Source organism: Microbacterium sp. Root322 (assembly GCF_001425645.1).
Classification (GTDB): Bacteria; Actinomycetota; Actinomycetes; order Actinomycetales; family Microbacteriaceae; genus Microbacterium; species Microbacterium maritypicum.
In genome coordinates this window covers 725,872-752,264 of the sequence record NZ_LMCS01000003.1, presented here as the reverse complement: position 1 = coordinate 752,264, position 26,393 = coordinate 725,872, and the positions used below count along the sequence as shown (strand labels likewise).

At 69.5% G+C, this 26,393-nt stretch carries 24 protein-coding genes; 7 read left to right on the top strand and 17 right to left on the bottom strand.

The annotated features are described in order from the left end of the window. From ASC55_RS15995 to ASC55_RS15955, 9 genes are all read right to left on the bottom strand, one after another. Positions 1-1,815 (bottom strand): ABC transporter ATP-binding protein, encoded by a 1,815-nt coding sequence (locus ASC55_RS15995; RefSeq protein ID WP_055877456.1) that lies wholly within the window; start codon positions 1,813-1,815, stop codon positions 1-3. After that, positions 1,812-3,743 carry an ABC transporter ATP-binding protein gene (locus ASC55_RS15990; protein ID WP_055877454.1) on the bottom strand — a complete coding sequence of 644 codons (1,932 nt, stop codon included), beginning with the start codon at positions 3,741-3,743 and terminating at the stop codon, positions 1,812-1,814. Before ASC55_RS15990 ends, ASC55_RS15995 begins: the two co-directional genes overlap by 4 nt. 313 nt (positions 3,744-4,056) lie before the next feature. Then, positions 4,057-5,106 (bottom strand): dipeptidase, encoded by a 1,050-nt coding sequence (locus tag ASC55_RS15985; RefSeq protein WP_055870521.1) that lies wholly within the window; start codon positions 5,104-5,106, stop codon positions 4,057-4,059. A 79-nt stretch (positions 5,107-5,185) separates the two neighbouring features. After that, positions 5,186-5,683, bottom strand: a complete 498-nt coding sequence (locus ASC55_RS15980) for a methylated-DNA--[protein]-cysteine S-methyltransferase (RefSeq protein WP_055877451.1) — start codon at positions 5,681-5,683, stop codon at positions 5,186-5,188. Then, entirely contained in the window at positions 5,680-7,215 is a 1,536-nt protein-coding gene (locus ASC55_RS15975) for a DNA-3-methyladenine glycosylase 2 family protein (RefSeq protein ID WP_055877448.1), read from the bottom strand. Before ASC55_RS15975 ends, ASC55_RS15980 begins: the two co-directional genes overlap by 4 nt. A gap of 78 nt (positions 7,216-7,293) precedes the next feature. After that, positions 7,294-8,181 carry a class I SAM-dependent methyltransferase gene (locus ASC55_RS15970; RefSeq protein WP_235562602.1) on the bottom strand — a complete coding sequence of 296 codons (888 nt, stop codon included), beginning with the start codon at positions 8,179-8,181 and terminating at the stop codon, positions 7,294-7,296. A 124-nt stretch (positions 8,182-8,305) separates the two neighbouring features. Then, the gene (purH, locus tag ASC55_RS15965) at positions 8,306-9,913 is read right to left on the bottom strand and encodes a bifunctional phosphoribosylaminoimidazolecarboxamide formyltransferase/IMP cyclohydrolase (protein WP_055870512.1); all 1,608 of its coding nucleotides are present in this window, start codon (positions 9,911-9,913) and stop codon (positions 8,306-8,308) included. Positions 9,914-9,949: 36 nt separating this feature from the next. Next, positions 9,950-10,537 carry a phosphoribosylglycinamide formyltransferase gene (purN, locus tag ASC55_RS15960; RefSeq protein ID WP_017828325.1) on the bottom strand — a complete coding sequence of 196 codons (588 nt, stop codon included), beginning with the start codon at positions 10,535-10,537 and terminating at the stop codon, positions 9,950-9,952. A gap of 63 nt (positions 10,538-10,600) precedes the next feature. After that, positions 10,601-11,992, bottom strand: a complete 1,392-nt coding sequence (locus ASC55_RS15955; RefSeq protein WP_055877447.1) for a cell division protein PerM — start codon at positions 11,990-11,992, stop codon at positions 10,601-10,603. A 90-nt stretch (positions 11,993-12,082) separates the two neighbouring features. Between ASC55_RS15955 and ASC55_RS15950 the strand changes: the two genes are divergently transcribed. Continuing rightward, a complete protein-coding gene (locus ASC55_RS15950) occupies positions 12,083-13,558 on the top strand; it encodes an NCS2 family permease (protein ID WP_055870506.1) in 1,476 nt (491 codons plus the stop codon). 179 nt (positions 13,559-13,737) lie between these two features. On the opposite strand, the gene ASC55_RS15945 is transcribed toward ASC55_RS15950, so the two are convergent. Then, entirely contained in the window at positions 13,738-14,139 is a 402-nt protein-coding gene (locus ASC55_RS15945) for a VOC family protein (protein ID WP_055877444.1), read from the bottom strand. A gap of 76 nt (positions 14,140-14,215) precedes the next feature. Here ASC55_RS15945 and ASC55_RS15940 point away from each other — a divergent pair, with 76 nt between their 5' ends. After that, entirely contained in the window at positions 14,216-14,794 is a 579-nt protein-coding gene (locus ASC55_RS15940) for a TetR/AcrR family transcriptional regulator (RefSeq protein ID WP_055877440.1), read from the top strand. 106 nt (positions 14,795-14,900) lie between these two features. Here ASC55_RS15940 and sucD read toward each other — a convergent pair whose 3' ends face one another. From sucD to ASC55_RS15925, 3 genes are all read right to left on the bottom strand, one after another. Then, positions 14,901-15,803, bottom strand: coding sequence for a succinate--CoA ligase subunit alpha (gene sucD, locus ASC55_RS15935; protein ID WP_055870498.1), 903 nt, complete (start codon positions 15,801-15,803; stop codon positions 14,901-14,903). Positions 15,804-15,821: 18 nt separating this feature from the next. Continuing rightward, positions 15,822-16,988 carry an ADP-forming succinate--CoA ligase subunit beta gene (gene sucC / locus ASC55_RS15930; protein WP_055870494.1) on the bottom strand — a complete coding sequence of 389 codons (1,167 nt, stop codon included), beginning with the start codon at positions 16,986-16,988 and terminating at the stop codon, positions 15,822-15,824. A 106-nt stretch (positions 16,989-17,094) separates the two neighbouring features. Beyond that, the gene (locus ASC55_RS15925) at positions 17,095-17,448 is read right to left on the bottom strand and encodes a DUF2510 domain-containing protein (RefSeq protein ID WP_055877437.1); all 354 of its coding nucleotides are present in this window, start codon (positions 17,446-17,448) and stop codon (positions 17,095-17,097) included. Between the two features lie 60 nt (positions 17,449-17,508). Between ASC55_RS15925 and ASC55_RS15920 the strand changes: the two genes are divergently transcribed. Continuing rightward, positions 17,509-18,171 (top strand): TetR/AcrR family transcriptional regulator, encoded by a 663-nt coding sequence (locus tag ASC55_RS15920; protein ID WP_017828317.1) that lies wholly within the window; start codon positions 17,509-17,511, stop codon positions 18,169-18,171. Positions 18,172-18,234: 63 nt separating this feature from the next. Beyond that, positions 18,235-19,470 carry an acyl-CoA dehydrogenase family protein gene (locus ASC55_RS15915; protein ID WP_055877434.1) on the top strand — a complete coding sequence of 412 codons (1,236 nt, stop codon included), beginning with the start codon at positions 18,235-18,237 and terminating at the stop codon, positions 19,468-19,470. Positions 19,471-19,492: 22 nt separating this feature from the next. Here the strand turns inward: ASC55_RS15915 and ASC55_RS15910 are convergent, their stop codons facing one another. Then, complete coding sequence (locus tag ASC55_RS15910) at positions 19,493-20,767, bottom strand: CynX/NimT family MFS transporter (RefSeq protein ID WP_055877431.1); 1,275 nt, start codon at positions 20,765-20,767, stop codon at positions 19,493-19,495. Between the two features lie 54 nt (positions 20,768-20,821). Here ASC55_RS15910 and ASC55_RS15905 point away from each other — a divergent pair, with 54 nt between their 5' ends. After that, positions 20,822-21,622 carry an AraC family transcriptional regulator gene (locus tag ASC55_RS15905; protein WP_157559476.1) on the top strand — a complete coding sequence of 267 codons (801 nt, stop codon included), beginning with the start codon at positions 20,822-20,824 and terminating at the stop codon, positions 21,620-21,622. 10 nt (positions 21,623-21,632) lie between these two features. Here ASC55_RS15905 and ASC55_RS15900 read toward each other — a convergent pair whose 3' ends face one another. Both ASC55_RS15900 and ASC55_RS15895 read right to left on the bottom strand, forming a co-directional pair. Next, positions 21,633-22,157 (bottom strand): GNAT family N-acetyltransferase, encoded by a 525-nt coding sequence (locus ASC55_RS15900; RefSeq protein ID WP_055877428.1) that lies wholly within the window; start codon positions 22,155-22,157, stop codon positions 21,633-21,635. A gap of 2 nt (positions 22,158-22,159) precedes the next feature. Continuing rightward, positions 22,160-22,648, bottom strand: coding sequence for a hypothetical protein (locus ASC55_RS15895; protein ID WP_127481982.1), 489 nt, complete (start codon positions 22,646-22,648; stop codon positions 22,160-22,162). A gap of 72 nt (positions 22,649-22,720) precedes the next feature. On the opposite strand from ASC55_RS15895, the gene ASC55_RS15890 reads away from it, so the two are divergent. Both ASC55_RS15890 and ASC55_RS15885 read left to right on the top strand, forming a co-directional pair. Then, positions 22,721-24,172 (top strand): phytoene desaturase family protein, encoded by a 1,452-nt coding sequence (locus ASC55_RS15890; protein WP_055877426.1) that lies wholly within the window; start codon positions 22,721-22,723, stop codon positions 24,170-24,172. A gap of 44 nt (positions 24,173-24,216) precedes the next feature. Further along, positions 24,217-25,260 (top strand): ATP-dependent DNA ligase, encoded by a 1,044-nt coding sequence (locus ASC55_RS15885; protein WP_055870477.1) that lies wholly within the window; start codon positions 24,217-24,219, stop codon positions 25,258-25,260. 36 nt (positions 25,261-25,296) lie between these two features. Here the strand turns inward: ASC55_RS15885 and ligD are convergent, their stop codons facing one another. Further along, positions 25,297-26,370, bottom strand: coding sequence for a non-homologous end-joining DNA ligase (ligD, locus tag ASC55_RS15880; RefSeq protein WP_055877424.1), 1,074 nt, complete (start codon positions 26,368-26,370; stop codon positions 25,297-25,299). Positions 26,371-26,393: the final 23 nt, after the last annotated feature.

The following is a 26,393-nucleotide window of genomic DNA, read 5'->3' as shown; positions in this document are numbered from 1 at the left end:
TCAGACGAGCGTCTCCTGCCAGGCTGCGTGCAGCTGCGCGAACTTCCCGGTGCCGCTGATGAGCGCGGCGGGGGTGTCGTCCTCGATGATGCGGCCGTGCTCCATCACCAGCACCCGGTCGGCGATCGCGACCGTCGACAGTCGGTGCGCGATGATGATCGCCGTCCGGTCCTTGAGAAGAGTCTGCAGCGCATCCTGGATCAGACGCTCCGACGGGATGTCCAACGATGCCGTGGCCTCGTCGAGGATCAGCACCGCAGGGTCGGCGAGGAACGCCCTGGCGAAGGAGATGAGCTGGCGCTGACCGGCCGAGACCCGCCCACCGCGCTTGTTCACATCGGTGCCGTAGCCGTCCGGCAGCGACGAGATGAAGCCGTCGGCCCCTACGGCGCGTGCCGCGGCCTTGATCTCGTCGAGCGTCGCCTCCGGCTTGCCGAGTGCGATGTTGTCGGCGACGGTTCCACTGAACAGGTAGGCCTCCTGCGTGACCATGACGATCGCGCGACGGAGATCCTTCGGGTGCAGCGAGCGCAGATCGACCCCGTCGAGGGTCACCCGCCCTTCGGAGGGGTCGTAGAAGCGCGAGATGAGCTTGGCGAGCGTCGACTTGCCGGCACCGGTCGTTCCCACCAGGGCGATCGTCTGCCCCGCCGGGATGTCGAGCGAGAAGTTCGGGAGGATCGTCTTCTCGCCGTTGTACCCGAAGGTCACCTCGTCGAACTCGATGTGTCCGCGCGACTCCCACAGGTCGACCGGCTTCTCGGGGTCCGGAACCGTCGGCACCTCTTCGAGCACGCCCGACACCTTCTCCAGCGCGGCCGTCGCCGACTGGTAGGAGTTCAGGAACATGGCGATCTCCTGCATCGGAGCGAAGAAGTTGCGCACGTACAGCACGGCGGACAGCAGCACACCGACCGTGAGCGCCCCCTCGGAGACGCGGATGCCGCCCCACAGCACGACGATGCCGAGCACCAGCGCGGCCACGCCCATGAGTCCGGGCTCGAACGTGCCGAACAGCAGCATCGAGCGACGGTTGACATCGCGGTACTCGCCCGCGATGTCCTGGAACGCCTTGTCGTTGCGGGGCTCCTTGCGGAACGCCTTCACGGCACGGATGCCGGTCATCGTCTCGACGAACTGCACGATCACCTTGGCACTGATCACGCGCGACTCGCGGTAGACGAGCTGCGAGCGCGAGTAGAACCACTTCATCAGGAAGAACAGCGGCACTCCGCCGATCGCGAGGATGAGTCCGGACTGCCAGTCCCACACGCACAGGGCGATGAAGGTGAACAGGCCGAAGAGCACGCCGGAGACGAGCTCGTTCAGGCCGCCGTCCAGGAGCTCCTTGATCGAGTCGAGGTCACTCGTCTGGCGCGAGATGATGCGGCCAGACGTGTACGACTCGTGGAACTCCAGGCTGAGGCGCTGGGTGTGCAGGAAGATGCGCTTGCGCAGATCGAGCAGCACCGCCTGGGTGAGTTTGGCGGCGATGATCACGTACCAGGCGATCAGGACGGCGGCCAGCGCTCCCGCCAGCAGGTAGATGCCGCCGATCATGAAGGTCGGCATCCAGTCGGCCCGTTCGATGGCCGCAGGCAGTGCGCGGTCGAGGCCGATGCTGATGAGGATGGGGCCGGCGACCTGCAGAGCGGTCGACACGACCAGCACCGCGGCGGCCAGCACGATCCGCGGTTTCAGAGGGCTGACCAGGGATCCGAGCAGTCGGAGGGACCGACGACGGATCTCCCTGCTCTCGTCACGGGTGTATTCGGAACGGTCCTCGTTCTGGGTTCCGGTGATGGCGGAGCTCATCGCTGCACCTCCTTCTCGGTGATCGGGTCTTCGTCGGCGGCTCGCATCCCGAGGCCCTCCTGGACCTCTTCGTCGATCTCGGCCTGTTCATCGCGGATCACCGGGATCGCCCCGGTCCGCGCCGCCTCCTCCGCCTCCAGGCTGGAGATGACGTGACGGTAGTGCCGGCTCGTCTTCAGCAGCTCGGAGTGCGTGCCCACCGCCGTCACGCGACCGGCTTCCAGCAGGGCCACGCGGTCGGCGAGCGCCACGGTCGATGGCCGGTGCGCGACGATCATGGCCGTGGTGTCGGCGAGCACGTGGCGAAGGGCCTCCTCGACGAGAGCCTCGGTGTCGACGTCGAGCGCCGACAGCGGGTCATCGAGGACGAGAACCTTCGGATTCGCCGCCACCGCGCGAGCGAGGGCGAGTCGCTGCCGCTGGCCGCCGGAGAGGCTGAGCCCCTCCTCGCCGATGACCGTCTCGACGCCGTCGGGCAGCGCATCGACGAACGACGCCTGGGCGACGTCGAGGGCTTCGCGCAGCACGCGCTCCCCCTCCTCGCTGTGCACATCGAGCTCGGCACGGCCGAGGAGCACGTTCTCCCGGACCGTCGCCGAGAACAGCGTCGCGTCCTCGAACGCCATCGCGATGTGCTGACGGAGTTCCGCGAGCGGAAGGTCGCGCACATCGACGCCGTCGAGCGTGACCCTGCCACCGGTCACGTCGTACAGACGAGTGGGCAGCGTGGTGAGCGTGGTCTTGCCGCTGCCGGTGAGTCCGACCAGCGCCATGGTCTCACCGGGGCGCAGCACCAGGTCGATGCCGTCGAGCAGATCGCGCTCGTGGGCGCCCGCATCCTGGTAGCGGAAGTGCGCGTTCTCGAACGCGAGCTCTCCGCGGGGGTTCTCGATGTGCACCGGGTTCTCCGGGTCGGTGATGGTGTTGGTCTCCGAGAAGATGTCGAACACACGGTCGGTCGCCGTGCGGGCGTCGAGCATGAACGAGAACAGGAAGCCGATCGACTCGATGGGCCAGCGCAGCACGACCGCCATCGCGAAGAACGCGAACAGCTGCGCCTCGTCGATCTGCCCCACCGAGATCAGCCAGATGCCCGACATCAGGCTCAGACCGAACGCGATCTGCGGCATGAGGTCGAGCCAGAACCAGATGGACGCGATCGCGCCGGCCTTGCTCATCTCGGTCTCGCGCAGAGTCTCGGCCTGACGGCTGAAGCGGCTGAGGGCGTGCTTGCCGCGCCCGAACGCCTTGAGCACGCGGATGCCGTGCACGCTCTCCTCGACGCTGGTGGCGAGGTCACCGGCCTGATCCTGGCTGCGACGGGTGAGGGCGCCGTAGCGCTTCTCGAACAGGTAGCCGCGGATCCACAGCGGGATCGCGGTCACCAGGAAGATCACGCCCAGCAGCCAGTGCCACCGGAACAGCAGCACGGATCCGATGATGATCGTGAGGATGTTGACCACGAGCAGCACGAGGCCGAACGCGAGCCAGCGGCGGATGAGGCCGATGTCCTGCATCATGCGGCTGAGCAGCTGACCGGAGCCCCACCTGTCGTGGAACGACACCGGGAGGGTCTGCAGGCGCGAGTAGAGCTCGGTGCGCATCTTGTACTCGACCTCGGTCGAGGGGTTGAGCACGAACTGGCGTCGCAGCCAGACCATCAGTGCCTCGCCGAGAGCGAGGGCGAAGACGGCGACGGCGCCCCAGACGATGGCGCTGAGATCACCGGAGTAGACCGGGCCGCTGATGATCTGCTCGAGAACGATCGGGATCATCAGGGCGATGACGGCGGCGATGAGCGCGCTGGCGGCACCGCCGGCGAGCCGCCAGATGACGGGCTTCACGAAGGGCTTCAGGCGCCACAGTGCGGCCGGAGTGGAAAGAGTCGATGACGGCGAGGGGTTCTGCGCGGAAGGCGAGGAAGACATGTCTCTCAGACGAGTTTCGTATGGACAGCGGGTGCGGAAGGGGACGGATGCGAGAGCGGACTCACAGAGTCCGGCATCCGACGAAGAAGGGGCGGGGTGGCTCTAGGAGAGCGGGCGCGCCGTGGTCGAGCCGAGAGCTGCGATCCGCGCGATGGCGATCGTGGTCATGGTGTCCTCCTCAGGGGCTCGGCGATGTCGTCCGGTTGGCGCGACAGCCCACCAGCCTATTGCTGTGAACCAGCTGAAAGCAAGAGTCATTCCCGATTCCTGCACCGCGATCGTCGAGGTCGCGGGAAAGGAGACCTCGTGACGCTCAGGCGCCGGCGGTGACGGCGAGCTCCGACCGGAGGAAGCGTCGCAGGTTGCCGCCCAGCACGGCGAGGATGTCCGCCTCCGGCCAGCCGCGGCGCAGCAGAGCCTCGGTCACGAGCGGAAGCCCGGTCGGACCATCGAGTCCCGGGAGGTACCGGTCGGCGGGGACTCCCTCGATCGTCGTCTGCACGCAACACGGCGCCGTCGTGTCCGCGAGCACCTCGCGGACGAAGTCCGACCCCATCCCGACGTGCGCGATCCCGGCGACCGACACCACCCGCTCGAAGTGGTCGATCAGGGTGTCGATCGTGTAGGCGCTCTCGTGCAGGTAGGGCGCGAAGAAGTTGACGCACACGACTCCCCCGCTCTCCGCGACCCCGGCGATCTGCGCGTCGGTCAGGTTGCGGTGGTGGTCGAACAGCGCACGCGCCGAGGAATGCGTGGCCATGACGGGCCGTGTGGCGATCTCGAGCACGTGGTCGACTCCGCCCGCTCCGAGATGGCTGATGTCGAAGATCATGCCGACGCGCTCCATCTCCGCGAGCGCCCGGATTCCGGTGCGGGTGAGCCTGCTGCCCGCGGCGTCTTCGCCGCTGCCGTCGGCGAAGGCGCTGCGTCCGAAGTGCGCGACCGCGCCGATCCGGATCCCGAGGCGATGCACGGTCTCCAGCAGCTCGACGTCGTCGGCGATTCCGGGCATCCCCTCCAGGGCGAGCACCAGCGCGATGCGCCCTTCGCCGATCACGCGGTCGATGTCATCACCGTCCAGGCACAGCCCGACGGCGTCCGCGTTGCCCTCCGCCAGCCGGTGGGCGGCTTCGATCATGCGCAAGGTGCGACGCAGTGCCCCCTCCGGGCGGTACACGTCGTCGATGAACACGGGCAGGACCTGAAGGTCCACACCGCCCTCCTGCAGCTGCGGGAGCCACTGCGTACGGAAGTAGTCCGACCACTCATCCGAGGGGCGGGTCGCCACCGAGCACAGCAGGTCGTTGTGCGCGTCGGCGACGACGGCACGGCGGTGGAGGACGAGTGCATCGTTGGCGGTCACGGGATGAGCCTACGGCCGCGTCGGTGCGGTTGCTTCGTCGACGGGCACCATGACGACAACCCGTCGTGGTGCCCGCGACTCAAACGCCGGCGCTCTCCCGCGCGAGCAGACTCTCCTTGACGTCGAGACCCCAGGCGAATCCGCCGAGGCTGCCGTCGGTACGCAGCACGCGATGGCAGGGCACGAACAGCGCGGGCGCGTTGCGGGCGCAGATGGACGCCGCCGCCCGCACGGCCCGAGGGTTGTCGAGCTGTGTCGCGAAGCTCGTGTAGGTCAGCGGCTCGCCCGGCTCGATCGCCCGAAGCGCCGACCAGCCGGCGAGCTGGAGCGCGGTTCCGGACTGCTTCACGGCGACCGCGTCGATGGCCGAGAGTTCGCCCGCATAGTAGGCGAGTGCGGCGGCTGCGGCATCGGTCTCTCCCTCGCGGAACTCCTCGGGACGATGCGCAGCGGACAGCCGGCCGAGGATCGCCTCGACGTCGGAGGTCCAGCCGGAGGCCAGCACCCGCTGACGGTCGTCGGCGAGGATCGTGAAAGCGCCGTCCGGGGTCTCGATGGTCTGGAGGATGGCGGTCATGAGGTCTCCTTCGTCGTGGTGTCGCCGGTGGGGGCGGGGTGGGCGGTGGGGGCGGGGTGGGCGGCGGATGCGCGCCGAGATGCGGCAGGGCGCACCGGGGCGGCGCGCCAGAGGTGTGCGCTGAGGTAGCTGCGCCACGGTGCGGTGCGCTCGGACCACGCCGTGAGTGCTCGGGCCTCCCCGGGCAGGCCCGCCGCCGCCGCGCCGGCGCGCAGTGCGACGTCACCCGGCAGCAGCACATCGGGATCGCCGAGCACACGCATGCGCACGTAGTCGGCGGTCCAGGGGCCGATACCCGGCATCGCGAGCAGTGCGGCACGCTGCTCGGTGCCGTCGTCGCCGACCGTCAGCCGCAGGGACCCGTCGGCGAGAGCGGCTGCGGCGCCCGTGATGGCGCGGATACGGGCGGCCGGTCCACGCAGCACCTCGGCACCGCGCTCGGCGATCGCCGTCATGGTCGGGAACAGCAGGCCGCTGTCGGTGCGCTCCCCGAGAGCCTCGGCGAGGGCGATGAGCGCCGTGCGGGCGGCGACCACGGTGATCTGCTGCCCGACCATGGCACGGACGAGCATCTCGTGCGGATCGGCGGATCCCGGCACGCGGATGCCCGGAGTGCGGGCGACGAGCGGCGCGAGCTCGGGGTGCGCGCAGAGCGCCTCTTCGATCGCGAGCGGGTCGGCATCGAGGTCGAAGATGCGCCGCACCGTCGACACCAGCGGGGCCAGGTCGCCCAGCCGCGCGACGCGGGCGCGCAGATGCAGGCGCGCCGTCTCGTCCTGGCGCACCTCGAACCAGGCGGGACCGCCCGACATGCGCAGGTGTCGGGAGAACGACGTCGCCGTGACCTCCTCGATCCCGGGGACGGCGCGCGCGGCCATCCAGGCGAAGATGCCGCTCGCGTCGAGCGGTCCTCGGTACGGCAGCACGAGGTCGATCGCGCCGGGTGCCGCCGACGCGTGCGACCGGCGACGTGCCCTGAGCTCACCCGGTGTGAGTGCGAAGACCTCGCGGATCGTGTCGTTGCACTGGCGGATGCTGGCGAAACCGGCGGAGAAGGCGACGTCGGAGATGGGCATGTCGGTGCCCACGAGAAGCATCCGCGCGGTGTGCGCTCGATGCGCCCTCGCCAACGCGAGAGGGCCGGCGCCGAGCTCGGTGCTGAGCAGGCGCGTGAGGTGCCTGCTGGAGTATCCCAGGCGCGCGGCCAACCCCGGGACGCCCTCGCGCTCGACGACGCCGTCGGAGATCAGGCGCATCGCACGCGCGGCGGTGTCGCCGCGGATGTCCCACGCCGGAGAACCGGGCGCGGCTTCAGGCAGACACCGCTTGCATGCCCGATACCCGGCCTCGTGCGCGGCGGCGCTCGTGGGATAGAACGTCACGTTCTGCGGTTTCGGCGTGCGTGCAGGGCAGCTCGGACGGCAATAGATCCCGGTCGATCGCACGGCCGTCACGAACTGCCCGTCGAAGCGGGTGTCGCGTGCGCTGATCGCACGGTAGCGCTCGTCGAAGCCGCTCGCGGGGAAGGTCATGCCCCCACTCTGCCACCCTCCGCCGACGTCGACTGGCGGAAATCGGACATGACTGCCGTAGGGCGGCTCACCCTCGCGTCAGCGGCCTCGTCGAACCATCCGCCCGGCTGCGCGCAACGGCTTCGTCACCTTCCAGCTCGCACTGCGGTGCACCGCTGCGATGGCGTCGTCGCGCGCCACGATCACATCCGACAGGCGCGCCCGCTCCGTCTGCAACATGTCCACGACGTCATGCAGGGACGCGACCTCCGCCTCCAGATGCGGGATGCGCGCGACCTGGGCGATCATCTCGCCGAGACGCTCGAAGTCAACGCGGATCCGGTCGGCGACCGACGTCTCCGCCTCGAAGAGTGCGCGCAGCGGCTCGTGCCGGATGTCCCCCACCGCGAGCACACCGAGCCCATGCCCGTGCTCGAATGCGAACACGCGCCCTGGTTCGGAGATCTCCTCCCAGAGGCGCCATACGCCGAAGTCGTCGCGTCGTTCGGCGATGTCGTGGAAGAGGATCACTCCTCCGTCGCGAACCGTGTCACGCCACTGCTCGTAGTCCTCGCGGGCGTCCTCGTACCCGTGGCGTCCGTCGATGTGCAGGAGATCGACGGACGCCGCGGCGAAACGCGGACGCGTGTCGGAGAAGTAGCCGCGATGCAGTTCGACCGACGACGGGTAGTCGCGCGACGCGATCGAGCGCACGGACTGGTAGATGGAATCGTCGTAGAAGCCGGCGTGGTCATCGCCCTCCCAGCTGTCCAGGGCGTTGATGGTGAGCGGATGCCCGAGCCTCTTCGCGGCCTCGGCGAAAGCGAAGCACGAGAAGCCGTTGTGCGTGCCCAGTTCCACCACGTCTCGCGGGCGCAGCACGTCGATGAGCCAGGCGGCGAACGCACCGTGCGTGACCCAGGCCGAATCCACGAAGTGCGCCGGCATCCAATAGGACGTCGGTCTCAGCCACGGCACAGCCGACATGCCTTCGTTCGACGTCGCACGCGCCTGTGCTTCCATACTGTCGCCCCATCGCCCCAGTGAGCCCCCAGTATATAGGTGCCACGCGGGCGCGCGACGGGAACGCGTTCCCGATGACGGCGAGCGCTCAGTGGAAGAAGTGACGCTCCCCGGTGAAGAACATCGTCACGCCGGCCTTGCGCGCAGCGTCCACGACCTCCTCGTCGCGCACCGAGCCACCCGGCTGCACGATCGCCGTGACTCCGGCGTCGATCAGCACCTGGGCCCCGTCCGCGAACGGGAAGAAGGCATCGGACGACGCGACCGATCCGGCGGCGCGCTCCCCCGCACGCTCGACCGCGAGGCGGCACGAGTCGACGCGGTTGACCTGGCCCATGCCGACACCCACCGTGGCGTTGTCCTTCGCGAGCACGATCGCGTTCGACTTGACCGCGCGGCACGCCTTCCAGGCGAAGATGAGGTTCTCCATCTCCTCGTCGCTCGGACGCTCTCCCGAGACGAGCTCCCAGTTCTTCGCGACCGAGACGATGTCGTCGGGGAAGCGGTCGGCATCCTGCAGCAGCAGTCCGCCGGAGACGAGGCGCACGTCCATGCGCTCCTGCTGCCAGTCCTCGGGCAGCTGCAGCAGACGCAGGTTCTTCTTCGCCTTGAACACCTCGAGCGCGGCCGGCTCGAACGACGGCGCGACGATGACCTCCGTGAAGATGTCCTTGAGGTTCTCTGCCATCTTGAGCGTCACCGTGCCGTTCGCCGCGATCACGCCCCCGTAGGCCGAGACCGGGTCGCACTCGTGGGCGCGCAGGTGGGCGCTGGCGATCGGGTCGAGGGCGTTCGGCGCGGTGGTCGCGATGCCGCACGGGTTGGCGTGCTTGATGATCGCGACGGCGGGCTTGATCATGTCGTACGCGGCGCGCAGGGCGGCATCCGCGTCGACGTAGTTGTTGTACGACATCTCCTTGCCCTGCAGCTGCCTGGCCTGAGCGATGCCGTGACCGCCGGCGCGCGTGTAGATCGCGCCGCGCTGGTGCGAGTTCTCGCCGTAGCGGAGGGTGGCGAGGCGCTCGGCCTGGATCGTGAGATGGGTCGGGAGGTCGCCGTCGTCCTGCAGCGTGCCCTCGGCGAACCAGGAGGCGACCGCCGTGTCGTAGGCCGCCGTGTGCGCGAAGGCACGGGCGGCGAGCTCGCGGCGCTGGGAGACCGAGGTGCCGCCCTGGGCGAGCGCTGCGATGATCCCGGGGTACGACTGCGGCGAGACGACGATCGCCACGTTGGCGTGGTTTTTCGCCGCGGCACGCACCATCGCGGGTCCGCCGATGTCGATCTGCTCGACCACGTCGTCGCCGACGGCGCCCGAGGCGACGGTCTCGACGAAGGGGTAGAGGTTGACGACGACCAGTTCGAAGGGGGTGATGTCGAGCTCGGCGAGCTGGCGCTCATGGTCCTCGAGGCGCAGGTCGGCGAGAAGGCCGCCGTGGATCTTGGGGTGCAGCGTCTTGACGCGTCCGTCGAGCATCTCGGCGACGCCCGTGACGGCGGCCACGTCTGTGACAGGGAAGCCCGCATCGCGGATGGTCGACGCCGTCGAACCGGTCGAGACGATCTCGACACCCGCATCGGCCAGAGCCGCGGCCAGGACGAGCAGGTCGGTCTTGTCGCTCACCGAGACGAGCGCGCGCCGGATCGGCACGGTGTCGCGGTCGCGGTAGAGCGTGGGGTCGTGGCGGGGGCCGGCCATGATGGCTCCTTCGTGCGGGGGCGTCGGGTGGAGGGGTCAGGAAGAAGGGCTGAGGGCGAGATCACCGTCGGCGATCGCGCGGACGACGTCGATGAGCAGACGGCGCTCGACGGGCTTGATCCGCTCGTGCAGGCTGTGCTCGGTGTCGCCGTCGAGGATCGGGACTCGTTCCTGGGCCAGGATCGGGCCGGTGTCGACACCGTCGTCGACGACGATGACGCTGGCGCCGGTCTCGGCCGCACCGGAGGCGAGCGCATCGCGGACGCCGTGCGCACCGGGGAACTCGGGCAGGAATGCGGGATGGGTGTTGATGAGGCGCGGCGAGTACTGCGCGACGAGTGACGGCGGCAGCAGACGCATGAGTCCGCTGAGGACCACGAGGTCCGGGTTCCAGACGGCGAGCTGGCGCGCGAGCTCTTCGCCCCACGCCTCGCGGCTGTCGTGCTCGTGCCACGGCACCGTGAAACTGGGGATGCCGAACTCCTCGGCGTGAGCGAGCCCGTCGGCTTCGCGGTCGGCTCCGACGACGATCACCCTGGCGGGGAAATCGGGATGACGAGCGGCCTCGAGGAGGGCGCGAAGATTCGAGCCGGTGCCCGAGATGAGAACGGCGACCGTGAGCACGCGCCCAGTCTACCGGGGTGGGACGACCTGTTCCGCCCGACGTCCGCACATACGCGGCGGGTGTCAGTCGCGGTCGACTCGAGGCGGTGTGAAGCCGCGGAGATCGTCCAGGGGTGCCGTGTCGTCGAAGGTCTGCGTGTCGGAGAAGGGGATCCCCGGCACCGCACCGGCCGCGGGTGCACCGGCCGACGTGAGGCTCGGGTCGAGCTCCGTCATCTCGGCGATCCAGCGGTCGGTGCGCTCCTCGGCCAACTCATCGCGATGGCGCGGGGAGAGCAGCAGGATCGCCGCTCCCACGAGGACCTCCAGACCCAGCGCGAGCATGAACGCCGGTGCCGAGGGGCCGACCTCCGCCAGTCGACCCGGACCCATCGAACCGCTCGCCAGCACGGCCGCGAGACCGAAGACTCCCGCGCTCACGCCGGCGATCCCCACCGCGATCGCGGCGCGCTGCATCATGCCCAGCGGCGTGCCCTCCCAGACGAGACGGGAACGAACGGCCCAGCCTGCGAACGCCCCGGCGGCGATCGGGACGAGCACGACGATCAGCATCCACATCGAGCTGTTCTCGGGCAGCAGCCCGAACACGGGGATGCCGGGCACGACGCCCAGCTGCGTGCCCGCGGGCGACACCGCGGTTCCCGCTCCGACGGCGAAGCCGGGACCGGCGAGCCAGGATGCGGCCCACACGATGAGGGTCGGCAGGTAGACGAGCTGCGCCAGGGTCATCACGGTCGCACCGAGCGCATCGACGCGGGCGGACTGGAACAGGGCGACGACCTCGCCGCCCCGGAACAGCGTCATCACGGCGAGCGCCAGGGCTGCCGCGCCGACGACGCCGACGAGCGCGAAGGCCGTGCCGCGCACGATCGCGACAGGCACGGGCGCCCAGTCCTCGCGGGCGTCGATACGGTCGTGGAGACGGTCGAGGATGCCACCGTCGCCCTCCTCCCATGCGACGCGGACGGCACCGCAGAGCGTACCGACGAGGTAGACGGCGGCAGGGAGGACGATCGCGAGGAGGAGCGGGGTCTGCACGGCCTCCAGCCGCGCCGTCAGCGCGACGCCCGTGGAGATCGCGGCGAACACCACCGTGCCCGACAACGATCCGAGCAGCCAGGCCCCGGCCGACGCGGTCCTGGACCCCGAGCGCGCGGCGAAGAGCAGCGTGAAGAGCAGGAACGCCAGCGGGGTGATCGACACCGCGAACGAGGCCGCCTCCGACGGGATCGCGAGAGCGACGAGGAGCTCGTCCGGGATGGTGACCGCCAGAGGCACCCCATGGCCGAACTCCCAGAGCGTCCCGGTGAGCGGCCAGAGCGCGCCCCAGTCGGCGGTGATGCCGAAGGCGAGCGTCCACAGCAGCGTCAGCGGCGCGAGCAGCACGACGAGACCGACCGCCGCGGCGATGGCGGCGTCGAAGGCGGCGAGGAGCGCGACGAGGAGGCGTTGCATAGCGTTTCGAGACTACGACGAGTTGCCGACGAAGCCCCGGGGGCGCGCGTGAGGTCGGCGACACGATAGCGTTTCTCCGGAGGTTTCCCGATGACAACTGCCCCGCCCGCCCCGGCATCCACCGAGCCCAAGAACTCCCTGGACCGCTTCTTCGAGATCAGCAAGCGCGGATCCACGATCGGCACCGAGATCCGAGGGGGTCTGGTGACGTTCGTCACGATGGCCTACATCGTGATCCTCAACCCGATCATCCTCTCCGGCAAGCCCGACGTCGCCGGAGACATGCTCAGCTTCAACGCCGTGGGCGCCGCCACCGCCCTGACCGCCGGCGTGATGACGATCCTGTTCGGGCTCGTCACGCGCCTGCCGTTCGGCTTCGCCGCAGGACTCGGCATCAACGCCTTCGTCGCGTTCTCGGTCGTCGGTCAGGTGACCTGGCCCGAGGCCATGGCACTCGTCATGATCAACGGTGTCGTCATCGTGCTGCTCGCCGCCACCGGGCTGCGCAAGGCGATCTTCGACGCCGTCCCCTTCCAGCTGAAGATCGCCATCACGGTCGGCATCGGCCTGTTCATCGCCTTCATCGGCTTCGTCAACTCGGGCTTCGTCACCGCGACCGGCGCCTCGTCTCCCCCGGTCGGCCTCGGTGTGAACGGCTCGGTCGCGACCGTGCCGACCCTGCTGTTCGTGATCACGCTGCTGCTCACCGGCATCCTCGTCGCTCTCAAGATCAAGGGCGGCATGCTGATCGGCCTCATCGGCGGCACCGTGCTCGCGGTCATCGTCGAGGCGATCTGGCACATCGGCGCCCGCGGCTTCGACGACGAGGGCAACGTGGTGAACCCCGGCGGCTGGGGCCTCACGGTACCTGCGCTCAGCGGCTCTCCCGTCGGCGTTCCCGATCTCAGCCTGATCGGCGCCGTCGACTTCAGCTTCGACCTCAGCAAGGTCAGCCTCGTCGCGATCGTGATGATCGTCTTCACACTGCTGTTCACGAACTTCTTCGACGCGATGGGCACCATGACGGGCCTCGCCAAGGAGGCGAACCTCGCCGACGACAACGGGGACTTCCCGCGCATCAAGTCGGCGCTGGTGGTCGAGGGCGTCGGTGCGATCGCCGGTGGTGCGACCTCCTCGTCCTCGAGCACGGTCTTCATCGAGTCGGGTGCCGGCATCGGCGAGGGCGCCCGCACGGGTCTCGCGAACGTCGTCACCGGCGTGGTGTTCCTGATCGCGATGTTCCTGACCCCGTTGACCTCGATCGTCCCCACCGAGATCGCCGCCGCAGCGCTGATCATCGTCGGTGCGATGATGATGGCGCAGATCCGCTACATCGACTTCAGCGACTTCCGCGTGCTGCTGCCGGTGTTCCTCACCGTCTCGGTCATGCCTCTGACCTACTCGATCGCGAACGGCATCGGTGCGGGCTTCGTCAGCTGGGTGCTCATCCACGCGTTCTCCGGCAAGGCCAAGACCATCAGCCCGCTGCTGTGGGTCGTGGGCGCCGGCTTCCTGATCTTCTTCGCCCGAGGTCCGATCGAGGCCCTCTTCGGCGTCGGGATCTGACACCGATCCGAGATCACGAGAGAGGGGCGGGTGCTGCGGCACCCGCCCCTCTCTCGTGCCTGCATCCGCCGCGGCCGTCACATGCATGAGCATCCGCCGGATGCAGGAGCGCACGCCCCGAGCAGTCATGCATCCGTCGAGAAGTCATGCATCTGAGGAAGACGGCCACCTCTCGAGGCTCAGGCGTAGGCGGCCGCGAACTCCGGCGACGGCTCGATCGGCTCGATCACGTCGATCAACACGCCGCCAGGCGCCTCGACGATGAAGTGCCGCTGCCCGAAGGCCTCGTCTCGAAGGGGCAGTCGCTCAAGAAGACCCTGCTCCCCCACCAGTCGCGCATGTTCGGAAGCCGCATCCGGCACCTCGACGTTCAGCAGCAGACCGCGCACGGGCTCGCGGAAGCCCTCCGGAATCGTCTCGTGCGCCCGGTCGAGGATCGCGAGCTCACCGCCGTCGATGCGCAGGCTCACGTACCAGTCGGCCTCGAACACCACCTCGAAGCCGAGCTCCTCGCGATAGAAGCGCGCGGCGGTGGCGACATCGTCCACCATCAGCACCGGATAGAAGCTCGTGATCTGCATGACTGCCCCTCTTACGTACACTGTGTTTGTATCTGGCGGGACTAGGATACATACAACCTGCATGTAAAGGAAGACCATGGCCCGAGCATCCGCGGCCGACGCCGCCGAGACTGCACGACGCATTCTCGAGACCGCCGCGTCCCACTTCGCCGCGCAGGGATACGGGGCAGCGTCCGTCGACGAGATCGCCCGCGCATCTGCGGTGACCCGTGGAGCCGTCTATCACCACTACACGTCGAAGCCGCTGCTGTTCGCCGCCGTCGCCGCGGAGCAGCAGCGGATCGTCGCCGATGCGATCGTCACAGCCACCGCGGAAAGCACCCCGGACACCGCGCTCCGCGACGGCAGCCACGCGTTCCTCGACGCCATCACCCGGGGAGCGGCGTCGCGCGTGCTGCTCATCGACGGTCCTGCCGTTCTGGGCTGGGAGGAGTGGCGCCGACTCGACGGAGAGGGACCGGAGCAGGAGCTGCGCACCGGTCTGCGCGAGGCCGGCGTCTCCCCCGCCCTGCTGGGCCCGCTCACGGCGGCGCTGTCCGGGGCGATGAACGAACTGGCCCTCTGGCTCGTCGCCCGTCCGGACGACGAGGACGCGCGAACGGATGCGCACGCGGCGCTCGATCGCTTCCTGAATGCCGTGGCGCCGCGGAGCTGAGCCGGGGCGCTGCCCGCCGTCGAGCAGCCGACCGAACGGGCACGGACGGGCATGAAAGAAGGCCCCGGAGTGGAGTCCGGGGCCTTCAGATCAAGCGTAGCTCAGATCAGAGCGCTTCGATGATCGCGCGCATCAGGTCTGCCGTCTCGGACGGCGTCTTGCCGACCTTGACGCCGGCGGCCTCGAGGGCCTCCTTCTTCGCCTGAGCGGTACCGGCGGAACCGGACACGATCGCACCGGCGTGACCCATGGTCTTGCCCTCGGGAGCGGTGAAGCCCGCGACGTAGCCGACGACCGGCTTGGTGACGTTCGCCTTGATGTAGTCGGCCGCACGCTCCTCGGCGTCGCCGCCGATCTCGCCGATCATCACGATCGCCTTGGTCTCCGGGTCGGCCTCGAACGCGGCGAGCGCGTCGATGTGCGTGGTGCCGATGACCGGGTCGCCGCCGATGCCGATGGCGGTGGAGAAGCCCAGGTCGCGCAGCTCGAACATCATCTGGTAGGTCAGGGTGCCCGACTTCGACACGAGTCCGATCGGTCCCTTGCCCGTGATGTTCGCCGGCGTGATGCCCACGAGCGCCTCGCCCGGCGTGATGATGCCGGGGCAGTTCGGGCCGATGATGCGGGTCTTGTTGCCCTTGCTCTGGGCGTAGGCCCAGGCCTCGGCCGAGTCGCCGACGGGAACGCCCTCGGTGATCACGACGAGCAGCGGGATCTCGGCATCGATGGCCTCGATCATCGCGTCCTTCGTGAAGGCGCCGGGCACGAAGGCGATCGACACGTCGGCGCCGGTCTCCTTCATGGCCTCGGCGACCGAGCCGAAGACGGGCAGCTCGACGGCGTTGCCGTCCTTGTCGGTGTGCGAGACCGTGGTGCCGGCCTTGCGGGCGTTCACGCCACCGACGACCTGGGTGCCGGCCTTGAGCATCAGTGCGGTGTGCTTGGTGCCCTCGCCGCCGGTGATGCCCTGGACGATGACCTTGGAGTCCTTGTTGAGGTAAATCGACATTCTTCTCGTCCTTCAGTCTCAGGCGTTGGCGAGCTCGGCGGCCTTGTCGGCGCCCTCGTCCATGGTGGCGGCCAGGGTCACGAGCGGGTGCGCGTACTCGGCGAGGATCGCACGACCCTCGTCGACGCGGTTGCCGTCGAGGCGCACGACGAGCGGCTTGGAGGCCGTGGCGCCCAGCGTCTCGAGGGCACCCTTGATGCCGTTGGCGACGGCGTCGCACGCCGTGATGCCGCCGAAGACGTTGACGAACACGCTCTTGACCTGCGGGTCGCCGAGGATGACGTCGAGGCCGGCGGCCATGACCTCAGCCGAAGCGCCGCCGCCGATGTCGAGGAAGTTGGCCGGCTTCACACCGTTGTGGTTCTCGCCCGCGTAGGCGACCACGTCGAGCGTGGACATGACCAGTCCTGCGCCGTTGCCGATGATGCCGACCTCGCCGTCGAGCTTCACGTAGTTGAGGCCCGACTCCTTGGCCTTGGCCTCGAGCGGGTCTGCGGCGTCCTTGTCCTCGAGCGCCTCGTGCTCGGGGTGGCGGATCTCGGAGGCGTTGTCGTCGAGCGTGACCTTGCCGTCGAGCGCGATGATGTCGCCCTCTTCGGTGCGGACCAGCGGGTTGACCTCGACGAGCGTCGCGTCCTCGCCCTTGTAGACGTCGAAGAGCTTCACGAAGACGTCGGAGACCTTCTCGACGAGGTCTTCCGGGAAGTTCGCCGCGCGGGCGATCTCGACGGCCTTCGCCTTGTCGATGCCGGTGAGCGGGTTGACCTCGACGCGCGCGAGCGCCTCGGGGCGCTCGACGGCGAGCTCTTCGATCTCCATGCCACCCTCGACCGAGCAGAGGCTCAGGTAGGAGCGGTTGGCGCGGTCGAGCAGCACGGAGAAGTAGAACTCCTCGGCGATGCGCGCGCCCTGCGCGACCATGACGCGCTTGACGACATGACCCTTGATGTCGAGGCCGAGGATGGCCTTCGCTGCCTCATACGCCTCGTCGGGCGTCTTGGCGACCTTGACGCCGCCCGCCTTTCCACGGCCGCCGGTCTTGACCTGAGCCTTGACGACGACCACTCCGCCGATCTTCTCGGCAGCCGCCCTCACCTCTTCAGGGGTGTCCGCGACGATGCCGGCGAGGACCGGCACTCCGTACTTTTCGAAAACGTCTCGTGCCTGGTACTCGTACAGATCCACTGTGGTTCCTTCACTGGGCTGCTGTCTGGTAATTCTCTCGATGTCGAGACATCGACCAGTCCCCCAGCCTACTACCTCGGCCTGGGCGCTCCTGCGGCCCCGGCTCTCAGCGCTGGGTGGGCACCCCTGCTCGTCGCGCCGGAAGCGCGGCCCGACGCAGCTGCCGGGTGATCAGGAACGGCAGCACCACCAGAGCGGCGCCGGTGGCGACGATCACGGGGCGCACCACGAGCACCGGCAGGGAGCCCCACAGGGCGATGAGTATCGCCCCGACCAGCACCGCCGCGAGCACGAGCTCGCTCACGAGCAGCTGTCTGCGCACCGCCGCACTGTCCTCGGCCAGAGTCGTCCGCCGCCCGTGCACGGTGATGTGGGGGGTCCATCGTGTGCCGTCCCACCAGCGCCGCGTGCCGCGCCGCCGCGTGTCGAACCAGCCGGCCGGGATCCCGTCATCTCTCACGCTCCTCAGTATGACGTCGGCGCCTCGGCGTCTCCGCCCGGCGAGGTCTAGGCTTTCGCCATGCACGAATCCGCAGAACTGCGCACCGGCGTCGTCGCCGCGGCGCTCGAACTCTTCAGCGCTCAGGGGTTCGACCAGACGTCGGTGGAGCAGATCGCCAAGGCCGCCGGCGTCTCCCGCTCGACGTTCTTCCGCCAGTTCGGCGGCAAGGAGGACGTGGTCTTCGCCGATCACGAGGTGCTCCTGGAACAGCTCAGAGAGTTCCTCGACGAGGGACACGACGATCCGTGGGGTGCGGTGTGCGCAGCCTCCGAGTCGGTCTTCGCCCACTTCGCGCACGATCCGGAACTCGCCAGGCGCCGCTACCAGATCGTGCGTCAGGTGCCCGTGCTGCGCGAACGCGAGATCATCACGGTCTTCCGCTATGAGCGCCTGTTCGACGACTATCTGCGCGGCGCGCTCCCCGGTGTCGACCCGCTGGATGCGGTCGGCTTCGCCGCCCTCGTGACGGCGGTGCACAACCACGTGCTGCGCCAGCTGCTGCGCGGCCGCAAGAAGGTGCCGCTGGCGACACTGCAGACGGCGCTGGCCGATGTGCGTCGTCGCTACGGCGTCGCCGGCGACGATGCCGTAGCCGCCCCGGACGACATGGTCGTGGCGGTGTTCCCCCGCTCCATGCCGATCGCCGAAGTCGGTCGCCGGCTGCAGTCCCAGCTCGACTAGTCTCGCGAGGGTCGTGGAACCGAGTATCGAGGAGTACGATACTTGGTGCCACGAAGGAGCCCCATGAGCACTGCAGCCTCCCCCTTCCCCGGCGAGCGCGTCTCGTCGTACGACATCACCGGACGTCAGGACAGCGACTACTACGCGGTCTTCTCCGACATCCCCGCTGCCGACCGTGCGGCGTGGGACCGTGCCAAGGCCTACATCGACGAAGTCGCCCCGCAGATGGCGGATGCCTGGGACCGTGCGGAGTATCCGCTCGAGGCTGCCCGGCGAATGGGCAAGATGGATCTCGTCGTCGACGGCGTCCAGCACCCCGCGCTCACGAGCCTGTCCCCGCTGGCCGCGGGCCTGGTGAACATGGAGATCTCCCGCGGCGACGGATCGCTGGGCACGATCCTCGCGGTGCAGGGCGGACTCGCGCTGCGCACGCTGGCGCTGTTCGGTTCCCCCGCCCAGCAGGAGAAATGGCTCACTCGTATCGCCGACGGCTCGGTGCTCGGGTCGTTCGCACTCACCGAGCCCGACCACGGCTCGGACTCGGTCTCGCTGGAGACCGTGGCTCGCCGCGACGGCGACGAATGGGTCATCCGCGGGACGAAGAAGTGGATCGGCAACGGCGCCTCCGGCGGCATCACGTTCGTCTGGGCGCGCGTCGACGACGAGGGCGCCGAGGAGCACGGCGCCGTGCGGTGCTTCCTCGTGGAACAGGACACCCCCGGCTACACCGGCAACGTGATCCGCGGCAAGGCCTCGCTGCGCGCGATCCATCAGGCGCACATCGTGCTCGACGACGTGCGGGTTCCGCTCGACGCCGTGCTGCCGGGGACGAAGAGCTTCAAGGATGCCTCCATCGTGCTGTACGCGACCCGCTCGGGCGTCGCGTGGTCGGCACTCGGACACGCGACCGCCTGCTACGAGGCGGCGCTGGCGTATGCGACCCAGCGGGTGCAGTTCGGAAAGCCGCTCGCCAAGTTCCAGATGGTCCAGGAGCGCCTCACCCACATGCTCGAGGACCTCACCGCCATGCAGCTGTACTGCCGGCGCATGGCCGACCTCGAGACGGCCGGCGAGCTGCGCCCGACCCAGGCGTCGCTGGCGAAGTTCCACAACACGCGAGCCGCGCGCCGGATCGCCTCGACCGCCCGCGACATGCTCGGCGGCAACGGCATCCTCCTCGAGAACGGCGTGATGCAGCACATGGCCGACATCGAGGCCATCCACACCTACGAGGGCACCGAGAGCGTGCAGGCGCTGCTGCTCGGGCGCGACATCACAGGGATGAGCGCGTTCGTCTGAGCCGCTGTTCGCCGGGGTCGACTCACCGGCCGCCGGCGCGCACGTGGCGCTCTCTGCTCGCCGCCGCCCCAGCGACGCTCTGCACACCGAGCAGGAGGACCAGCGCCGCGACCGGCAGCGCCCATCCGCCGACGGCGGCATGCAGGATGCCGAGTCCGATCGGGCCGAAACCGGCGAGCAGGTAGCCGATCCCCTGGGCCATGGTCGACAGGTGCGCCGTGTGCGCCGCGTCGGGAGCCCGCAGCACGATGTAGGTCAGCGACAGCGTGATGGCGGTGCCCTGGCCGAGCCCGAGCAGCGTCATCCACACCCAGGGCGCGACTCCTCCCGGCACGACGAGGAGGCCGATCAGCCCCGCTGCGCACAGCAGCGTCGAGAGCAGGACGGGCAGCCACGTCGGCCGGATACGTCGCAGCATCATCGGCGCGAGGAGCGCTGCCGCGACCCCGGGGAAACTCGAGTACGACAGCAGCAGACCGGCATCGGCCAGCGGTACTCCGGCGTCCTGCAGCATCGTCGGGATCCATGTCAGCGCGGCGTAGTAGCTCAGACTCTGCAACCCCATGAACACCGTGACCGCCCACGCGACCGGGTCGCGCAGCAGCACCGACATCCGCGGCTCGTCCCGCGGCTCCGCGATCGCGTCGCCGGGCGTTCCGGCCACGCTCGCGGACCCGCGCACCGCCCTGGGAAGCCAGACCAGCAGTGCGAGGACCGCGGGAACGGCCCAGAACGCCAGCGCGCCACGCCATGACCCGTCGAGCGCGGTCATGAGCGGCACCGTGAAGGCGGCGGCCGCGGCAGCGCCCACGAACAGCGCCGTGGAGTACAGCCCCATCATCAGACCGAGTCGGTGCGCGAAGTCCTGCTTGATCACCGCGGGCATGCAGACGTTCGCGACCGCGATACCCGCGCCGACCAGCACCGTGCCGCCGAAGAGCGCCACCGGAGAGTCGAGGAGGCGGGTGCCGATGCCGACCGCCACGACGACCATCGTCAGCGCGAGCAGCCGATGCAGCCCGATCCGGCGGGTCAGCGTGGGGGTGAGGAAGGCGAAGGCACCGAAGGCGAACACGGGGATCGTCGTCAGCAGACCTGCCGCCGCGGAGGGGATGCCGAGGTCGCGCTCGATCGCCGGGAGCACCGGGCCGACCGAGGCGACGCCCATCCGGAGATTCAGCGCGATCAACAGCAGCCCGACGCCCACGTAGACCCCGAACAGGACGCCGCCGTGACGAGCCGACGGCGTGGTCAGCGGGGTCGGGGCGGTGTCGAGCGGCTCGTGCATCGTGGTCATGCTTCGAGTCCAGCACCCGGGCACCGCATCAGAAAACACGTAAACTGCAACGCGATGTCGAATACACGCCAATCCGCTCGGCTCGTCGATCTGAGCCTGGTCGACTTCGACGCCCTCGCCACTCTGCCGATGGAGGGCGCCTACCGCTTCGCGCACGCCGAGACCTCACCGCGCCATGCCCATCCGCTCGGACACCTGGTGCATGCGGCTTCGGGAGTGCTCTCACTGCTCACCGACGACGGGGCCTGGATCGCGCCATCGACGCGCATGGCGTGGGTGCCCGCCGGCGCGGAGCACCGTCATCGCGCGCACGGACGCACCGACATGCGCATCGTCCACCTGACCGCGGAGCTCGCCGCGCGGCTGCCGACCACCCCCGCCGTCCTCGTCGCGACGCCGCTCGCACGAGAGGCAGTCCTGGCGATGACATCCGACCGCCCGCGCAGCGCGGGCGCGCTGGAGCACCTGCGCCGGGTCATCGTCGACGAGGCGATCACAGCCCCCGAGCAGCCGCTGCATCTGCCGGAACCGCACGACCCGCGTCTGCGTCGGGCGGCCCGCATCGTCGAGGACGACCTCGCCACGCCCGTGAGCCTCGGCGAGCTCGGCATGCGCACCGGAACCACCGAGCGAACCCTGAGCCGCCTGTTCCCTCGGGAGACCGGCATGGGATACCGGCAGTGGCGTCTCCAGCTGCGCGTGCATCGGGCGCTCGTCCTGCTCGCCGACGGCACCTCGGTGACCGAGACGGCCGCGGCCTGCGGGTGGGCGACGACCAGCCAGTTCATCCAGCAGTTCACACCGCTCGTGGGGATGACCCCCGGCCGCTACCGTCTGTCTCAGCACTCGGCGTGATGCGGTCGGCTCAGACCGCGCGCACCATGCACACGAGCCGCTCGCGCTCGTCCCACGAGGGCACCCGCTCGAATCCCCGCGATTCATACAGACGCACGGGACCATCACGCCAGTCCCACACCGACAGCCGCACCTGCACGGCACCGAAAACGGCCGCATCGTCGAGGGCGGCGTCCAGCAGCGCCGAACCCACCCCGCGACCGCGCGCCGCAGGCTCCGCCCACAGGCGCTTGACCTCCGCCACCTCGTCGCGCACCGAGAGGACCACGACGCCGACGACGCGTGCGCCCAGCAGCGCCACACGCACCCGGTGCTCGGCGTACGCCGCCGCAGGGTCCTCGACCTCGCGCAGGTAGCGTTCGGGCAGCGGCGGCACCGGAGCGAGGGTGGTCCCCTGCTCCTGCAGGCTCTTCTCGAGCTCGGTCTGCTGCAGGTAGGCGCGCACTGCCGCGCCGACCTCGATCGCATCAGGTCCCGTGAGGTCGGCGAGGCGGATCAGCGGTCGGTCGAGCGCTGATCCCGCAGCGGTGCTCATGTTCAGTCGCAGCCGCAGCCGCCGGACGGCGTCTTCACCATGAAGCACACGTCGCACACGCCGTAGTCGCGCTCCTCCACGGGCTTCGGGGCCTTCTCGGCGCGGGGCGCGGAGACACGAGGTGTCGTCGTGCGCTTCGCCGCACGCGGCGGCGTCAGCGGGATGAACTCGCTCGGGTGGCTGACGTAGAAGTACGGTGCGCGCCCCTCGCTCGGCTGCAGTCGCAACGGGGCGGATCCGACGACGAGACGCTCGTCTTCGGTGAAGCCGTTCGTGTAGGTGCGCCCGATGTGGAGCGGAGCGCCCTCGCCACGGCGGATCGCCTCGATGTAGCGACCGCGGTCGATGAACGAGCTGATCCCGATCTCTTCGACGATGGCGGTGATGAACGCGTGGTTGGACGGATCGATGCGATGCGCGCGCAACGCTTCCGGGAGCGAACGGTATGGACGGGAGGTGCCTGCGGGGGTCGGCCCCTGTGCTTCTTTCATCAGTTCCAGGATCGCACGCCCGGAGGGGTGCGTTCGACCGTTTTCCGCTCGTATACGTGCCAAACTGACGTCATGGCCCAGGCGACGATCATCGGCTCCGGCCCGAACGGGCTCGCCGCAGCCGTCACGCTCGCCCGCGCCGGCTACCGGGTGCGAGTGCTCGAGGGCGCCGACACGATCGGCGGCGGCGTGCGCACCAGCGAATCCACTCTTCCGGGGTTCCGACACGACGTCTGCTCCGCCGTGCACCCGGCCGCCCTCGCCTCCCCGTTCTTCCAGGCGTTCGGCCTCGACCGGCGCATCGAGTGGATCCGCCCCGAGGCCTCGTACGCCCACCCGCTCGACGACGGACGCGCGGCGATCGCCTGGCGCGACATCGAGCGCACGGCGGCCGCGCTCGGAGTCGACGGCTCCGCCTGGACCTCGCGCCTGCGTCCGCTCAGCACGCACATCGACGGCGTCGTCGACTTCACCGGCAATCAGCTGCTTCGCCTCCCCCGCGACCCGGTGACCGCCGCCCGCTTCGCGATCCGCATGCTGGACCAGGGAACCCCCCTGGCCGCTCGCGCCTTCCGCACCGAAGAGGCTGCGGCTCTGCTCTCGGGGGTCGTCGCCCACGCGAACTCCGCCCTGCCCTCGTTGGCGGGTGCCGCCGCCGGCCTGCTGCTCGCCGCACTCGGGCACGCGGGCGGCTGGCCGTATCCGCGAGGCGGAGCGCAGCGCATCGCCGACGCGATGGTCGCCGACCTCGAGCAGCACGGCGGCACGGTCGAGGCGGGCACGCCTGTCTCCGACCTGGGGGCTCTGGACTGGGGCGATCCCCGTCGCGGGGACCTGCTGCTGCTGAACACCTCACCGCGGCTCGCGCTCACGCACCCCGACGTTCCTGCGGGTTACGCTCGCGCGCTCCGTTCGTACCGGTACGGGCCGGGAGCCGCGAAGGTCGACTTCGCCCTCGACGGACCGGTCCCGTGGGCGAACCCCGACGTCGCCCACGCGCCGACCCTGCATCTGGGCGGCACGCGCGCCGAGGTCTGGGCGAGCGAGAACGCCGTCGCCGCCGGACGAGTGAGCGCACGGCCCTATGTGCTCGCCGTGCAGCCCTCGATCCTCGACGATTCCCGCGCTCCCGCAGGCAAGGCGGTGCTCTGGGCCTACATCCACGTGCCGCCGGGATCGGACCTCGACCCCACCGAGTCGATCACCGCGCAGGTCGAGCGCTTCGCACCGGGCTTCCGCGACCTCATCCTCGCGCACCACGCGGTGCCGGCATCGTCGCGCGAGGCGGTCAACCCCACGGAGATCGGTGGCGACATCTCCGGCGGAGTGTTCGACATGCGCCAGGCACTGCGGCGCCCGACCCTCTCCCCCGCCCCCTGGCGCACACCGATGCACGGCGTGTATCTGGCATCAGCCGCGACACCTCCGGGTCCGTCCGTGAACGGCATGGCCGGTTGGCACGCTGCCCGCACAGCTCTGCGGGATGCCGGTGAACCTGCAACCCTGGCCGACCTCTTCGGCTGATCCCTCCCCTTCCGCCGCGGATCGCCTGCGGCCAGGATGGGACCATGCGCTACGAGATCCCGGCTCCGATGCTCGCCAAGGCGGTGCCGGCGGTACCCGACCCGGCGAAGACCCCCGGCGGCCTGCTGTACGAGCCGAAGTGGGACGGATTCCGCGGGCTCATCGCCTGGGACGGCGAGACGGTGGAGATCGGGTCGCGCGGCGCGAAGCCCCTGACCCGCTACTTCCCCGAACTGGTCGAGGCGATCCCCGATCTGCTTCCTGGACCATGCCTGCTCGACGGCGAGATCGTGGTCGCCACCGGGGCCCACGGATCGCAGCGCCTGGATTGGGAGGCGCTGAGCCAGCGCATCCACCCCGCGGCTTCACGCATCGCGAAGCTCTCCGTCGAGACACCTGCGATGTTCGTCGCCTTCGACCTGCTCGCCTCAGGGGAAGACGATCTGCTCGCCGAGTCCTTCGAGACCAGGAGGGCACGTCTCGAGACTCTCATGGAGGGCGTCGAGCATCCGCTGCACCTCACTCGCACGACCCGTGATCGGGATGCGGCGGTGCGCTGGCTCGCCGAGTTCGAGGGCGCGGGTCTCGACGGCGTCGTCGCGAAGCCGCTCGACCAGCCCTACGCCCCGGGCAAGCGCACCCTGTTCAAGATCAAGCACGCCCGCACGGCCGACGTCGTCGCGCTCGGCTACCGCATCCACAAGTCCGGTTCAGGAGTCGGCTCGCTCCTGGTCGGGCTCTACGGCGGCGACGGAGTGCTTCGTCAGGTCGGCGGAGTGGCGGCGTGGAGCGACGCCCGCCGACAGGAGCTCGTCGAGGAGCTCGCCCCGCTGGTCGAACGTGACGAAGCAGGAGACGCCGTGACCGCGGAGGGCGAGAGGTCGCGGTTCAGCGGATCGAAGGATGTGAGCTTCGTGCGTCTGCGCCCCGAGCGGGTGCTCGAGGTGCGCTACGACCAGCTCGAAGGCGCCCGCTTCCGCCACACCGTGCAGTTCGAGCGCTGGCGCCCCGATCGCGATGCCCGCTCGTGCACCTACGAGCAGCTGGACACCGTCGCCGGCTACGACCTCGCGGATGTCCTGAGCTGAGCTGTCCTGGGCTGAGCTGTCCTGGGCCGAGGGACGTCAGTCCTTCTCCGCCGGCGCGCCGTCGTCGTCCCAGTTCGCCGCCACCTTCTTGCTCGGCTGCACGCGTGGGGGCTCCCCCGGCATCTTGGGGAACTCCGGCGGGAAGGGAAGCTCTCCGAGCCCGTTCTCCCTGTCGCGCTCCCACCACTCCAGCAGCGTGTCGATGCGTCCCAGTGCGTCCTGCATCGCGGCCCACGGATCGCCGACCTCCTGCAGGCGCTTCGGGATGCTGCGCACCGTGAACACGGTCGGGTCGAGGCCGTCGAGCTCGTCCCACGCCACGGGTGTCGAGACGGTCGCGCCGGGGAGCGCGCGAGGGCTGTAGGCGCCGGCCATCGTACGGTCGCGGTTGGCCTGGTTGAAGTCGACGAAGATGCGCTCGCCGCGCTCTTCCTTCCACCAGTTCGTCGTGACCTGATCCGGCATCCGCCGCTCCAGCTCGCGGCCGGCGGCGATCACGGCATGCCGCACGTCCAGGAACTCGTGCGTCGGCTCGATCGGCGCGAACACGTGCAGGCCTCTGTTGCCGCTGGTCTTGGCGAACGCGTCCAACCCGGCCTCGCGCAGCACCTCGCGCAACGCGTGGGCGGCCCTCACGGCATCCGCGAAGTCGGTGCCGGGCTGCGGGTCCAGGTCGATGCGCAGCTCGACCGGGTTGTCGGCATCGGTGGCGAGCGACGCCCAGGGGTGGAACACGATCGTGTTCATCTGCACGGCCCACACGATCGCGCTCGCCCGGTTCAGGACGATCTGCGGATGCTGACGCCCACTGTTGTAGGTCACCGTGACGGCGTCGACGAAGTCCGGGGTCCCCTTGGGCGGGTTCTTCGAGAAGAAGCCCTCGGCCCGCGCTCCGCCTGCGGGGCCGATGCCGTCGCGGAACCGCTCGAGCGACACCGGGCGGTTGCCGTTCGCAGCCAGGAACGGCACCGCCACCAGCTGCACGTACTCCGCCAGCTCCGCCTTGGTGATGCCGAGGTCGGGCCACACCACTCGATTCGGGCTGGAGAGCGCGACCTCACGCTCGCCATCGGAGTCGGCGACGATCAGGGTCACACGTTCTGAGGCCATGCTCCGACCCTAGAGCGCCGCCC

Excerpts from the sequence above, each read along its gene's own strand:
- ASC55_RS15905 (WP_157559476.1), top strand. The coding sequence starts at position 20,822 with ATGTCGAATACACGCCAATCCGCTCGGCTCGTCGATCTGAGCCTGGTC.
- purH (WP_055870512.1), bottom strand. The coding sequence starts at position 9,913 with ATGGCCGGCCCCCGCCACGACCCCACGCTCTACCGCGACCGCGACACC.
- ASC55_RS15970 (WP_235562602.1), bottom strand. The coding sequence starts at position 8,181 with ATGTCGGCTGTGCCGTGGCTGAGACCGACGTCCTATTGGATGCCGGCG.
- ASC55_RS15940 (WP_055877440.1), top strand. The coding sequence starts at position 14,216 with ATGGCCCGAGCATCCGCGGCCGACGCCGCCGAGACTGCACGACGCATT.
- ASC55_RS15955 (WP_055877447.1), bottom strand. The coding sequence starts at position 11,992 with ATGCAACGCCTCCTCGTCGCGCTCCTCGCCGCCTTCGACGCCGCCATC.
- ASC55_RS15890 (WP_055877426.1), top strand. The coding sequence starts at position 22,721 with ATGGCCCAGGCGACGATCATCGGCTCCGGCCCGAACGGGCTCGCCGCA.
- ASC55_RS15895 (WP_127481982.1), bottom strand. The coding sequence starts at position 22,648 with ATGAAAGAAGCACAGGGGCCGACCCCCGCAGGCACCTCCCGTCCATAC.
- ASC55_RS15910 (WP_055877431.1), bottom strand. The coding sequence starts at position 20,767 with ATGACCACGATGCACGAGCCGCTCGACACCGCCCCGACCCCGCTGACC.
- ASC55_RS15920 (WP_017828317.1), top strand. The coding sequence starts at position 17,509 with ATGCACGAATCCGCAGAACTGCGCACCGGCGTCGTCGCCGCGGCGCTC.
- ASC55_RS15995 (WP_055877456.1), bottom strand. The coding sequence starts at position 1,815 with ATGAGCTCCGCCATCACCGGAACCCAGAACGAGGACCGTTCCGAATAC.
- ASC55_RS15990 (WP_055877454.1), bottom strand. The coding sequence starts at position 3,743 with ATGTCTTCCTCGCCTTCCGCGCAGAACCCCTCGCCGTCATCGACTCTT.
- ASC55_RS15885 (WP_055870477.1), top strand. The coding sequence starts at position 24,217 with ATGCGCTACGAGATCCCGGCTCCGATGCTCGCCAAGGCGGTGCCGGCG.
- sucD (WP_055870498.1), bottom strand. The coding sequence starts at position 15,803 with ATGTCGATTTACCTCAACAAGGACTCCAAGGTCATCGTCCAGGGCATC.
- ASC55_RS15900 (WP_055877428.1), bottom strand. The coding sequence starts at position 22,157 with ATGAGCACCGCTGCGGGATCAGCGCTCGACCGACCGCTGATCCGCCTC.
- ASC55_RS15980 (WP_055877451.1), bottom strand. The coding sequence starts at position 5,683 with ATGACCGCCATCCTCCAGACCATCGAGACCCCGGACGGCGCTTTCACG.
- ASC55_RS15915 (WP_055877434.1), top strand. The coding sequence starts at position 18,235 with ATGAGCACTGCAGCCTCCCCCTTCCCCGGCGAGCGCGTCTCGTCGTAC.
- ASC55_RS15945 (WP_055877444.1), bottom strand. The coding sequence starts at position 14,139 with ATGCAGATCACGAGCTTCTATCCGGTGCTGATGGTGGACGATGTCGCC.
- ligD (WP_055877424.1), bottom strand. The coding sequence starts at position 26,370 with ATGGCCTCAGAACGTGTGACCCTGATCGTCGCCGACTCCGATGGCGAG.
- ASC55_RS15950 (WP_055870506.1), top strand. The coding sequence starts at position 12,083 with ATGACAACTGCCCCGCCCGCCCCGGCATCCACCGAGCCCAAGAACTCC.
- ASC55_RS15975 (WP_055877448.1), bottom strand. The coding sequence starts at position 7,215 with ATGACCTTCCCCGCGAGCGGCTTCGACGAGCGCTACCGTGCGATCAGC.